Annotated in this window: 1 protein-coding gene (running past one end of the window); it reads right to left on the bottom strand. The window is 72.1% G+C overall.

Annotated elements, in window-relative coordinates; genetic code table 11:
* Window positions 1-13638, bottom strand: partial view of a non-ribosomal peptide synthase/polyketide synthase gene (locus tag OWM54_RS06555; RefSeq protein ID WP_267696923.1) — the 5' portion only. It extends 19947 nt beyond the left edge of the window; only the first 13638 of its 33585 coding nucleotides appear in the window; the start codon lies at window positions 13636-13638; its stop codon lies beyond the left edge, outside the window.

Genomic DNA, 13638 nt, shown 5'->3' with positions numbered 1-13638 from the left:
CAGCGCGGGTGTCTTCGTGCCCGCGGACGTGCCGGAGGTCTGCGCGAGTCGAGCCGCGAGCGTGGCGACGGTGGGCGACTCGAAGAGCGCGCGCAGCGGCAGCTCCAGGTCGAGCGTCCTGCGCACGCGGGAGACCACCTGCGTGGCCAGCAGCGAATGTCCGCCCAGGGAGAAGAAGTTGGCGGTGACGCTGACCCGGTCGAGCTGGAGGACCTCGGCCCAGATGCCGGCGAGGGCCGTCTCGAGCGCGTCACGCGGCGCGACGAAGAGCGTGTCCTCGGCGCGCTGCTCCGGAACGGGCAGGGCCTGCCGGTCGACCTTGCCGTTGGGCGTCAGCGGCAGGGCCTCCAGGGGCACGAAGACCGTGGGCAGCATGTACTCGGGCAGGTGCTCGCGCAGCGCGGCCACCAGGGCCACGGTGTCGACCGCCCCGGGCACGAGGTAGGCGACGAGTCGGTGCTGGCCGGGCACGTCCTCACGCACCAGGACGACGGCGTCGCGAATGCCCGGTTGAGTGCGGAGCGCGGCCTCGATCTCCCCCAGTTCGATGCGCAGACCGCGCAGCTTCACCTGGAAGTCGGTGCGGCCGAGGTACTCGAGCTGTCCCTCGGCGAGCCACCTCGCCCGGTCACCCGTGCGATAGAGCCGCGCCCCGGGCGTGGAAGCGAACGGGTCGGGGATGAAGCGCTCCGCGGTGAGCGCGGGCCTGCCGAGGTACCCGAGTGCCACCTGCGCGCCGCCCAGATACAGCTCGCCCGGGACGCCCGCGGGCACGGGGTGCAGCGCGCCGTCCAGGACGTAGGCACGCGTGTTGGCGACCGGGCGGCCGATGGGGATGGAGCCTCCTGCCACGGCCTCGCCCACGACGGTGGACGTCGAATCGATGGTGACTTCCGTGGGGCCGTAGAGGTTGACCAGCCGCGTGCTGGAGAGCTGCTCACGGACCTTCGATGCGAGCGACGTGGACAGCGCCTCGCCTCCGCAGAACAGCCACTTCAGCGACGTGACACGCGACAGCGAGGGCTCATCCAGCGCGAAGCGCAGTAGCGACGGAACCAGTTGGAGCACGGTGATGCCGTGCCGGATGACGGAGTCGAGCAGCAGCGCGGCGTCGCGGTGTGCATCCCGCGGCGCGAGGACCAGCGGCGCGCCGACGAGCAGCGGCGCCCAGCACTCCCAGACGGAGGCGTCGAAGGCCAGCGGCGTCTTGAGGAGCACCTTGTCCTGGTCCGTGAGCGGGAAGGCCTCGAGGAACCACGCCATGTGGTTGGCGAGGGCTCGATGCGGGATGAGCACGCCCTTGGGCTGACCCGTGGAGCCGGACGTGTAGATGACATACGCCGGCGCCTCGGCCTCGTGACGCGCGGAGAGCGGCTCGGTGGATTCGCGCGCGAGGGCTTCCTGGTACGCCGCGGAGTCCAGCCGCTCGGCCGTGACACCTTCGGGCAGCAGGTCGAGCAGGGACTCCTGGGTGAGCACCAACCGCGCGCCGCTGTCGCGGAGCATGAAGGCCAGGCGCTCGCGCGGATAGTCGGGCGAGAGCGGGAGGTACGCGGCGCCCGCCTTGAGGATGGCGAACAGGCAGACGGGGAGCTGGAGCGTGCGGTGCGAGAGGAGGGCGACGAAGTCTCCCGGCTTCACGCCACGGGAGACCAAAAGCCGCGCGAGCTGGTTCGCGCGCGCCTCGAGCTGACGGTACGTGAGCGCTCCGTCATCGGAGAGGACCGCGACGGCCTCGGGCGTGAGCCGCGCCTGCTGTTCCACGAGCCGGTGGACGCAGGGCTCCGTGGGGATGTCCCAACGCGTGTCGTTCCATTCGACCAGGACCTTCCGCTGCTCGTGCGCGGTGAGCAGCGCATGGCCGGCGATGGGGGCGTCGGGGCGCGAGACGAGGGACTCGACCAGCTGGGTGAAGTGGAGCGCGAGCCGCTCGATGGTGCCGTGCTCGAACAGGTCGGAGTTGTAGCCGAGCGAGCCGGCATATCCGTCCGGCAGCTCCACGAGGTTGAGGTTGAGCTCGAACTTGGACGTGGTGTCGTCGATGTCGACGGGGCTGAGTGTCAGCTCCTGCTTCTGGATGGCCGAGGCCGGCGTGTTCTGGAGCGAGAACAGGACCTGGAACAACGGGCTGCGGCTCAAGTCACGCGCGGGCTGGAGCACCTCCACCAGACGCTCGAACGGCACGTCCTGATGCGCGTAGGCGCCGAGCGCGGACTCCTTCACCTGCTTGAGCAGGTGCTGGAACGACGCCTGCCCATCGATGCGCGCGCGGAAGACGAGCGTGTTGACGAAGAAGCCGATGAGGCCCTCGAGCTCCGCGCGCTGACGGCCCGCGATGGGAGAACCGACGGTGACGTCGTCCTGGCCCGAGTAGCGCGACAGTAGCACCTGCCACGCGGCGAGCAGCACCATGAACGGCGTGGCGCCCTCGCGCTGGCACAGCTCCGCGAGCTTCTTCGCCGTGGTGGCCGGCAGGAAGACGCCGACATTGCCACCGCGCGAGGACATGACCAGCGGCCGCGACTTGTCCGTGGGCAGGTCCAGGGCCGTGACGCCGGCGAGCTGACGGCGCCAGTAGGAGAGCTGTCCCTCCAGCACGTCACCCTGGAGCCAGGCGCGCTGCCAGATGGCGTAGTCGGCATACTGGAGCGTCAGCGGCGGCAGCGGTGACGGCTTGCCGTGCGCGAAGGCGTCGTAGAGGGCGGCGACCTCCTGGACGAGCACGCCCATGGACCAACCGTCGGAGACGATGTGGTGCATGTTGAGCGCGAGCACGTGCTCGGTGGGTGACAGGGCCAGGAGCTGGGCGCGGATGAGCGGCCCGGTGGACAGGTTGAAGGGGCGGGCGAGCTCCTCGAGGAGCAGGCGCTTCACCTCAGCGTGGGCCTGTGTGGATTCCAGGGACTGGAGGTCCACTCGGGCCAGCGGCAGCTCGCCGTGCGGCGCGATGCGCTGGAAGGGCTGGTCGTCCTGCTGGAAGAACGTGGTGCGCAGCGCCTCATGACGCCGCACCAGCTCGTCGAAGGCGCGCTGGAGCGCCGCCGTGTCGAGCGGTCCCTCCAGCCGGACGAACGACGGCATGTGGTACGCGGCGCCGCCGGGCTGGAACTGGTCGATGAACCAGAGGCGCAGCTGGGCGAAGGACAGCGGCACCGCGCCGTCGCGCGGCACGGCGACGAGGGGAGGCGCGCGGCCGGCTCCAGGTGTCTCGTCCTCGATGCGGGCGGCGAGGGCGGCCACCGTCGGCGCCTCGAAGAGCGCGCGCAACGGCAGCTCCAGCTCGAACGCCGAGCGGACGCGCGAGATGACCTGCGTGGCCAGCAGCGAGTGCCCACCGAGCGCGAAGAAGTTGTCGGTGATGCTCACCCTCGGCAGGTGCAGCACGTTGGAGAAGATCTCCGCGAGCTTCTCCTCCCGGGGCGTCCGGGGCGCGATGAACGGCGCCTCGCGCTCCTGCTCGCTCACCTCCGGCGTGGGCAGCTGGCGGCGCGCCACCTTGCCGCTCGGCGTGAGGGGGAGCGCCTCCAGCGTGACGAACGCGGAGGGCACCATGTACTCGGGCAGGCGCTGGAGGAGCGCGGCCCTCAGGGCTTCGAGGCCCGGCGACGCGGACTCGGCCGCGGGCACCAGATACCCCACGAGGCGCTTGAGGCCGGGGACGTCCTCGCGGACCGTGGCGGCCGCATCGCGGATGCCCGGGAGGGCGCGCAGCGCGGACTCGACCTCGCCCAGCTCCACGCGGAAGCCACGCAGCTTCACCTGACCATCCAGGCGGCCGAGGAACTCGACGGTGCCGTCCGCCTTCCACCGCGCGGAGTCGCCCGTGCGATAGAGCCGCGCGCCCGGCGTGGGACTGAACGGATGGGGGACGAACTTCTCCGCCGTCAGCTCGGCGCGGCCCGCGTACCCCAGCGCGAGGTGGGCGCCGCCGATGAACAGCTCGCCGGGAACGCCCACGGGCGTCGGCTGTCCGAGCGCGTCCAGCACGTAGATCTGCGTGTGCGGCAACGGGCCGCCGATGGACGGCAGCCGGGGCCAGGACGCGGGAGGGCCCTGGAGTCGGAACGCCGAGACGACGTGCGTCTCCGATGGGCCGTACTGGTTCTCCAGGATGCAGCCCGGGAGCCGCTCGAAGAACGCCACCAGCGCGGGCGTCACCTGGAGCTGCTCACCGGCGGTGACGACTTCGCGCAGCGCGACCGGCAGCGTGGCGCCGTGCGCGACGGCGTCCGAGATGGCCTGGAGCGCGACGAAGGGGAGGAAGAGCCGCGCGACGCCCTGCCGGTGCATGAAGTCGAGCAGCGCGGGGATGTCCTGACGCAGTCCTCCCGTGGGGAGCACCAGCGTGCCGCCGGCCCACCACGTGGAGAACAGCTCCTGGCAGGAGACGTCGAAGCTGAGCGACGCGAACTGGAGCGTGGTCGCCGAGGGCACTGGCGACTGGCTCAGCTGCCACGTCAGCAGGTGGCTCAGCGCGCGGTGCGGCAGCGCGACGCCCTTGGGCCTGCCCGTGGAGCCCGACGTGTAGATGACGTAGGCGGGGGACTCCGGCGAGACGAAGACCTCCGGGGCGTGCGTGGACCGGGTGGCCAGGTCCTGTGCCTCCTCATCCAGCAGCACGAGCCTCGCGCGTGACGCGGGCACCGAGGCGCGCAGCGTGGAGTGCGACAGGACGACGGGCGTCGCCGAGTCCTCGAGCATGAAGGCCAGGCGCTCGGCGGGGTAGTTCGGGTCCAACGGGAGGTAGGACGCGCCGGCCTTGAGCGACGCCAGCACGGCGACGGTCATGTCCAACGACTTGTCCAGGCAGATGCCCACGGGCACACCCGCCTCGACGCCGAGCGCGAGCAGCCGATGCGCGAGCTGGTTGGCGCGGCCTTCGAGCTGCGCGTAGGTGAGCGCGCGCGTCCCATCGGTGACCGCGATGACGTCCGGCGTGAGCCTGGCGCGCGCGCTCACGGGCTCGTGGATGGGCGTGGCGGTGTGCGGTCCCTTCGCGGTGCTGTTCCAGTCAACCAGGAGCCTGCCGCGCTCCTCCTCGGCCAACAGCGGGGCGCTCCAGATGGACTGCTCGGGGGCGTCCACGACGGACGTGAGCAGCCGCGTCCAGTGCGACCGCATCCGCTCCGCCGTGCTCCGGTCGAACAGGTCCGTGTTGAACTCGAGCATGCCTCCGATGTCGTTGCCGGAGTCGAACAGGAGCAGGGACACGTCGAACTTGGCGGTGCCGCTGTCCACGTCCAGCGTGTCGGAGTCGCCGCCGTCGCCGCCGGTGCGCTCGTAGGTCTGGAGCGCGAGCAGGGCCTGGAAGAGCGGTGAGCGGCTCAGGTCGCGCTCGGGCCGCAGCTCCTCCACCAGCTTCTCGAAGGGCACATCCTGATGGGCATAGGCCCCCAGCGTCGTGTCACGCACCTGCTTCAGCAGCTCACGGAAGCTCAGGCCGGGCGTGAGCCGGGCGCGCAGGGCGAGCGTGTTGACGAAGAACCCGACGATTCCCTCCACCTCGGACTGGTGCCGGTTGGCGATGGGCGAGCCGACGACGATGTCGTCCTGACCGGAGTAGCGGGCGAGCAGCACCTGGAAGGAGGCCAGCAGCGCCATGAACGGCGTGACGCCCTCGCGCTTGCACATCGCCTGGAGCCGCGCGGTGAGCTCGCGTCCGAGGCGGATGTTGAGCGTCGAGCCGTTCGCCGTCTGCACGGGCGGCCGGGGCCTGTCCGTGGGCAGCTCCAGCACCCGCGGCGCGCCCTCCAGCTGCGTCCTCCACCACCCGACCTGCCGCGCGAGCACCTCGCCCTGCAGCCAGCCTCGCTGCCACACGGCGTAGTCCGCGTACTGGTACGTCAGCGGCGGCAGCGGAGAGGGCTGCCCGCGCGCGAAGGCGTCGTAGAGCACGCCAATCTCGCGCGAGATGATGCCGTTGGACCACGCGTCGGAGATGATGTGGTGCTGGGTGACGAGCAGCACGTGGCGCTCGTCGGACAGGCGCAGCACGGAGGCGCGGAGGAGGGGCGCCTGTCCCAGGTCGAAGGGCTTCTGGGCCTCGGCCGCGGCCAGCTCGAACGCCCGGGCCTCGCGCTCCGCTTCCGGAAGCGTGCTCAGGTCGACGATGGGGAGGCGGAGCTCCGCGTGCTCGTGGATGCGCTGGAAGGGCACTCCGTCCGGCTGCACGTGGAAGCTGGTGCGCAGGGCCTCGTGTCGTTGCACGAGCGCCTGGATGCCCTTCTCCAGCGCGTGCAGGTCCAACGCTCCGTCGAGGGGGAGCGCGGACGGCACGTTGTAGAACGGGCTGTCGGGCTGGAACCGGTCCAGGAACCACAGGCGCTGCTGCGCGAAGGACAGCGGCAGCGGGGCGCCATCGCGCGGCACCAGGATCAGCGGCGGACGCACCGGCCCCTTGCCCGCGAGCGCCATCGCGTCGAGCCGGGCGGCCAGGGTCTCGATGGTGGGCGCCTCGAACAGCTCCCTCAGCGCGAGCTCCGCCTGGAAGGCCGTGCGGATGCGCGACACGAGCTGCGTGGCCAGCAGGGAGTGTCCTCCCAGCGCGAAGAAGTCGTCGGTGACGCCGATGCGCGGGACGCGGAGGATCTGCATCCAGAGCGTGGCGAGCCGCTCCTCGGTGGGCGTCCGCGGCGGGACGAGCTCGGCGGAGGACGTCGGCGTGAGGACGGCCTCGGGCGGAGGCAGCGCCTTGCGGTCCACCTTCCCGTTCGCGGTGAGCGGGAACGCCTCGAGCCGCAGCAGGGACGACGGCACCATGAACTCGGGCAGTCGCGACTTGAGGAAGGCCCGGAGGGTGACGGCGTCGAGCTCGTCCGAGACGAAGTAACCGACGAGGCGCTTGTCGCCGGGGACGTCCTCGCGGGCGATGGCCACGGCCTCGCGCACGGAGGCATGGGAGAGCAGCCCCGCCTCGACTTCGGACAGCTCGATGCGGAAGCCGCGGACCTTGACCTGCGCATCCGCGCGGCCGACGAAGTCCAGCGCGCCGTCCTGCCTCCAGCGCACCAGGTCGCCGGAGCGGTAGAGGCGCGCCCCGGGCACGGTGGAGAACGGGTCCGGGACGAAGCGCTCCGCGGTGAAGGTGGGCTGGCCGACGTAGCCTCGCGCGAGGCCGTCACCGCCGATGAACAGCTCCCCCGTCACGCCGACGGGCACGGGCTGCAGCGACGCGTCGAGGACGCGCAGGTGCGTTCCGTTCGTCGGACGGCCGATGGGGACGGAGACGCCGACGTCGTCGGGGCTCGCGACGGTGAAGGTCGTGGCGACGACGGTGATTTCGGTGGGGCCGTAGCAGTTGGTGACCTGGATGCCCCAGCCCGCCACGGCGCGGCGCGCGTTCAGCGCGGAGACGACGTCGCCACCGGTGAGGAGGCGCTGAAGGCAGGCGGGCACGGGGAGGCGGCTCTCGACGAGCTGCGAGAACAGACCGCTGGTGGCCCAGAGCGTGGTGACGCCGTGGCGGGCGACAGTCTGGAACAGCTCCTCGAGCGACGGCGTCCTCGGCGGCAGGAGGGCCAGCCGCGCGCCGTGCAGCAGCGCGCCCCAGACTTCGAACGTGGAGGCGTCGAAGGAGATGGGCGCGAGCATCAGGTGCGTCTGCTCGGGCCCGAAGCGGGTGTAGTCGATGCCGACCAGCGTGTGGATGACGCCGCGATGGGTGCAGGCGACACCCTTGGGCCTGCCCGTGGAGCCGGACGTGAAGTCGATGTAGGCCAGCGAATGCGGGTGCGCGGCGGGCGCGAGCGGCGTGGAGGCGAGGCCGTCCAGCGGGGCCTCCTCGAGCAGCACGCACGTGAGCCCGTCCGCGGGGAGCAGGGAGCGCAGCGCGCCCGTGGTGACGAGCGCGTCGGGGCTCGAGTCCTCGAGCATCAAGACCAGCCGCTCCCGCGGATAGGACGTGTCGAGCGGGACGTAGGCCGCGCCGGCCTTGAGGATGGCGACCAGGGCGACGATGAGCTCGGGCGAGCGCTCCAGCGAGACGGCGACGCGGCAGTCGGTGGTGACGCCGAGCGAGCGCAGGTGCCGGGCGAGCTGGTTCGAGCGCTCGTCGAGCTGCCGGTAGGTGACGGTGGTGTCGCCGAAGAGGAGCGCGGTGGCGTCGGGCCGCTCGGCCGCCACGCGGGAGAAGACCTCCGGCAGCGTGACGTCCACCGGGACGCGGGCGGGCGTGGAGGCCCAGTCGACGAGGAGCTGACGGGACTCCTCCTCCGGCAGCATGGAGAGCGTGGCCAGGGGCGCGTCGGGCCGGGTGACGACGGCCTCGACGAGCACCTCGAAGTGCCGCGCCATGCGCGCGATGGTGGCGTGCTCGAACAGGTCCGTGTTGTAGGTCAGCGCGCCGAGGAACCCCTCGGGCCCGTCCACGAAGTTCAGCTCCAGCTCGAACTTGATGACGGTGTCCTTCACCTCCACGGGCTCGAGCGCCGTGTCCTGCTTCTGGGCGGAGGTGCCGGGCGTGTTCTGGAGCGCGAAGAGGACCTGGAACAGCGGGCTGCGGCTCAGGTCCCGGCGGACCTGGAGCTCTTCGACCAGCCGCTCGAAGGGGACGTCCTGGTGCGCGTAGGCGCCGAGCGCGTTCTCCTTCACCTGCCGGAGCAGCGTCAGGAAGGACGCCCGCGCATCCACGCGCGCGCGGAAGACCAGCGTGTTGACGAAGAAGCCGATGAGGCCCTCGAGCTCCGCGCGCTGCCGGCCCGCGATGGGCGAGCCGACGGCGATGTCGTCCTGGCCCGTGTGCCGCGAGAGCAGCAGCTGCCACGCGGCGAGCAGCGCCATGAACGGCGTGGTCCCCTCGCGGTTGCACAGCGTCTTCAGCCGCCGGGAGACCTCCGGCTTCAAGGTGATGGGCGCCTGGCTTCCGTTGAACGTCTGCACCGGAGGCCGGGGCTTGTCGATGGGCAGCTCCAGCGGCGGCACTCCGCCCAGCCGTCCCCGCCACCACGCGAGCTGCTGCTCCAGCACCTCACCCTTGAGCCAGTCGCGCTGCCACACGGCGTAGTCGGCGTACTGGAGGGCCAGCGGGGGCAGCGGCGACGGCAGCCCCATCGCGAACGCGCCGTAGAGCGCGCCGACCTCCTGGACGAGCACGCCCATGGACCAGCCGTCGGAGACGATGTGGTGCATGTTGAGCGCGAGGATGCGCTCCGTCGGGGTCAGCTCCAGCACCAGCGCGCGCACCAGCGGCCCGGTGGAGAGGTTGAAGGGGCGCAGGTACTCCTCGTGGAGCAGGCGCTCCACCTCCCGCTGCTTCGCCTCGGCCTCCAGGGCCTTCAGGTCCACGTGCGTCACGGGCAGCTCGCCCTGCGGCGCGATGAGCTGGTAGGGCTCGTCGTTCTGCTGGAGGAACGTGGTGCGCAGCGCCTCGTGACGCCGCACCAGCTCGTCGAAGGCGCGCTGGAGCGCGGCGCGGTCCAGCGGTCCGTCCAGCCGGACGAACGACGGCATGTTGTACGTCGCGGTGCCGGGCTGGAGCTGGTCGAGGAACCACAGGCGCTGCTGCGCGAAGGACAGCGGCAGGGGCCCGGAGCGCGGCACGGGGACGAGCGGAGGGGGCTGCCGCTTGCCCGACATCAGCAGCATCGTGTCGATCTGCGCCGCGAGCGCCGCGACGGTGGGCGCGCCGAAGACGGTGCGAAGCGGCAGCTCCACGCCGAGCGCGGAGCGCACGCGCGACACCACCTGCGTGGCGAGCAGGGAGTGCCCCCCGAGCGCGAAGAAGTTGTCGGTGACGCTCACGCGCGGCACGTGCAACACGTCCGCGAAGAGCGTCGCGAGCTTCTCCTCCAGCGGCGTGCGCGGCGGGGCGAAGGCGCCGCCGCGCAGGCTCTCCGCGTCCGGAGCGGGCAGCCGCTTGCGCGCGAGCTTTCCGCTGGGCGTGAGCGGGAGCGCCTCCAGCGCGACGAACGCGTTGGGCACCATGTACTCGGGCAGCCGCTCCTGCAGGAAGACGCGGAGGGCCTCGACGTCCGGCGCCGCGTCCGAGGCGGAGACGACGTAGCCGACGAGCCGCCGGTCCCCCGGGACGTCCTCGCGCACCACCACGGCCGCGTCACGCAGCCCCGGCGCGGAGCGCAGCACCGTCTCCACCTCGCCCAGCTCGATGCGGAAGCCGCGCAGCTTCACCTGCGAGTCCAGGCGGCCCAGGAAGTCGAGCGTCCCGTCCGCGCGCCAGCGAGCGGCGTCACCGGTGCGGTACAGCCGCGCGCCCGGCGTCCGCGAGAACGGGTCCGGCACGAAGCTGCGCGCGGTGACGTCCGCCTTGCGCTGGTAGCCATGCGCCAGGTGCTCACCGCCGACGTACACCTCACCGGCGACGCCCACGGGCACCGGCTGTCCCAGCGCGTCCAACAGGTAGATGCGCGTGTGGCCCACGGGGCTTCCGACGGACGGCAGGGGAGGCCAGGCCGCGGGCTCGCCGCGCAGGCGGAACGCGGTGACGACGTGGGCCTCGGAGGGGCCGTACTGGTTCTCCAGGGAGCAGCCCGGGAGCTTCTCGAAGAAGGCCACGACGCTGGCGCTCACCTGCAGCTGCTCGCCGGCGGTGACCACCTCGCGCAGCGCGGTGGGAAGAGTCGCCCCGTGCGCGACGGCGTCCGCCATGGCCTGCAGCGCGACGAACGGGAGGAAGAGCCGCGCGACGCCCTGCTGGTGCATGAAGTCGAGCAGCGCGGGGATGTCCTGGCGCAGCGCCCCGGTGGGCAGGGCGACGGTGCCGCCCGTCCACCAGGTGGAGAAGAGCTCCTGCACGGAGACGTCGAAGTTGAGCGACGCGAACTGGAGCGTCGTGGCCCCGGGCAGCGCGGACTGGCCCACCTGCCACGTCAGCAGCGAGCTCAGCGCGCGGTGGGGCATGACGATGCCCTTGGGCAGGCCCGTGCTGCCGGAGGTGTAGATGACGTAGACGGTGGCATCCACCGGCACGTCGACGCCGGGCGCGTGGCGCGGCTGCCGTCCGAGCGCGTCCGCCTCGTCATCCAGCGTGATGACGCGGGTGGACTCCAGGAAGGGCAGGGCGGACTTCAGGCTCGAGTGCGTGAGGACCACGGGCGCGAGCGTGTCCGCGAGCATGTAGGCCAGCCGCTCGGAGGGGTAGGTCGGGTCCAGCGCCAGGTAGTTGGCCCCGGCCTTGAGCGTGGCCAGGACGGCGATGGCCATGTCGAGCGACTTCTCCAGGCAGATGCCGACGGTGCTCCCGGTCGCGACGCCGCGCGCGCGCAGGTGCCAGGCGAGCTGGTTGGCCCGCGTGTCCAGCTCCGCGTACGTGAGCGCGTGGGTGCCGTCCGTGATGGCGACGGCGTCGGGCGTGCGTCGGGCCTGCGCCTCCACGGGGACGTGGATGGGCGAGGGCGTGAAGTCGCCTTTCGACGTGTCGTTCCAGCCGACGAGCAGCTGGTGGCGCTCGGCGTCCTCGAGCAGGGGCAGCCGGAAGACGGACTGGCCCGGCTCGCGGACGGCGGCCTCCAGCAGGCGCACCAGCCGCGTGGCCATCCGCTGGATGGTGGCCGTGTCGAAGAGGTCCAGGTTGTACTCGAACACCGCGTGGAAGGCGGTGCCGTCATCGGACATCAGCAGCGTCAGGTCGAACTTCGACGTGCCGCTGATGGCGTCCAGCGGGCGGACCTTCAGCGCGGAGCTCCCGTCGTCCTGGCCCACCGCCTTCGGCGTGTTGAGCAGGGCGAGCATCACCTGGAACAGCGGCGTGCGGCTCTGGTCCCGCTCCGGACGCAGCTCGTCCACCAGCTTCTCGAACGGGACGTCCTGGTGCGCGTACGCGCCCAGCGTCGTCTCGCGCACCTGGAGGAGCAGCTCGCGGAACGTCATGCCCGGCTTGAAGCGGGCGCGCAGCGCGAGCGTGTTGGCGAAGAAGCCGATGAGCCCTTCCAGGTCCGCGCGCGTGCGGTTGGCGATGGGCGAGCCGACGATGATGTCGTCCTGGCCGGAGTAGCGCGCCAGCAGCGTCTGGAACGTGGCCAGCAGCACCATGAAGGGCGTGACGCCCTCCTCGCGGCACAGCGCGTAGACGGCCGGCGCCAGCTTCTCCGGGATGTCCACGCGCAGCATGTCGCCGCGCAGGGTCTGGATGGGCGGGCGGGGCCTGTCGGTGGGCAGCTCCAGCGCGTGCGGCGCGTCGGCCAGCTGCGTGCGCCAGTACGCCAGCTGCGACTCGAGCACGTCCCCCGTCAGCCACCCGCGCTGCCACACGGAGAAGTCCGCGTACTGCACGGGCAGCTCGGGCAGCGGCGTTGGCTGTCCCCGCGCGAAGGCCAGGTAGAGCGCGGGGACCTCCTGCGTGAGCACGCCGATGGACCACCCATCCGAGATGATGTGGTGGATGACCATGAGCAGCACGTGCTCGTGTGCGTCCAGCTTCAAGAGCGTCGCGCGCAAGAGCGGTCCCGACGCCAGGTCGAAGGGCGTGCGCGCCGCCTGGTCCGCCAGGCGCTGGGCCTGGGCGTCGCGCTCCTCCGGCGACAGCGCGCGCAGGTCCACCACCGGGATGCTGAACGGCGCGGGCTCGGAGACCGCCTGCACGGGGCCTTCCGGCAACGCACGGAACGTGGTGCGCAGCGTCTGGTGGCGCCGCGTCAGCTCCGTGAAGGCGCGCTCCAGCAGCGCGTGCTCCAGCGGCCCGGTGAAGCGCAGGCCGTAGAACATGTTGTACGCGGGGCTGCCCGGCTGGAGCTGGTCCAGGAACCACAGCCGCTGCTGCGCGTAGGACAGCGGCGCGCCGTCGCCATGCCCCGTGGGGATGGGCCCCTCGCCCGCGCGCGCGGCGTCGAAGAGCCGGGCGGCGAGCGCCTTCGCGTGCGGCTCGCGCAGCAGCGTGTAGCCGTCACCCGGCGTCACCTCGAGCCGTGAGCCCTCCTCCGCCAGCACCGCCCAGCCCCGGTCCTGCTCGGTGTCGCTGGCCCCGGTGGCCTCCGCGGCGCGGACCACGAGCGCGGAGCCGGGGAAGGGCTCCGGGACGTAGCGGCGGGCGGCGCGCAGGTGAGCGGAGAAGACCTTGAAGCGCGCGCGCAGGGACTCGATGGGCGTGCCCTCGGGCAGCAGCCCCGCGCCATGCAGGTGCGCGAGCAGGGGCTCCGGGTCCTTTCCCGTGGTGAGCGCCGCGGGCAGCTCCAGCGGAGCCAATCCCCCCTGGAGCGCCAGGTCCCTCGCGAACAGGGCCGCGTGGGCCGCGAGCGCGGTGGCGGACACGCTCCGGTCGGGTACCGCGGGCGGCGGCTCGAGCAGCGTGAGCCGCGCGGCGTGCCCGTCGCGCTGGAGCAGGCGTGCCATCTCCCACGCGATGACGGCGCCCAGCGCCCAGCCCGCGAGGTGGTAGGGCCCCTCGGGCCGCTCGGCGCGCAGCGCCTCCACGTAGAAGACGGCCATCGCCTCCAGCGACTCCAGCGGGGCGCGGCCATCGGTGAGGCCTCGCGCCTGGAAGCCCAGCACGGGCTGGGACGCGGGCGCGTGCCCGGCGAGCGCGGCGTAGCAGTCCAGCCGGCCGTCCAGCGGATGCACGAGGTAGATCGGCGGAGTCTTCTCGTCACCGGCGCGCAGGACCACCAGCGGCGAGCCGGAGGCGGCCACGGGGGCGTCGGATGGGGTGACGGGGCCGACGGACGTCGGAGAGTCGATGCGCGTGCTCAC

The organism is Myxococcus sp. MISCRS1, from assembly GCF_026626605.1.
In the GTDB taxonomy this organism is placed as follows: Bacteria; Myxococcota; Myxococcia; order Myxococcales; family Myxococcaceae; genus Myxococcus; species Myxococcus fulvus.
The sequence above is the reverse complement of the archived record's forward strand: the minus strand, read 5'-3'. Positions and strand labels throughout refer to the sequence as shown.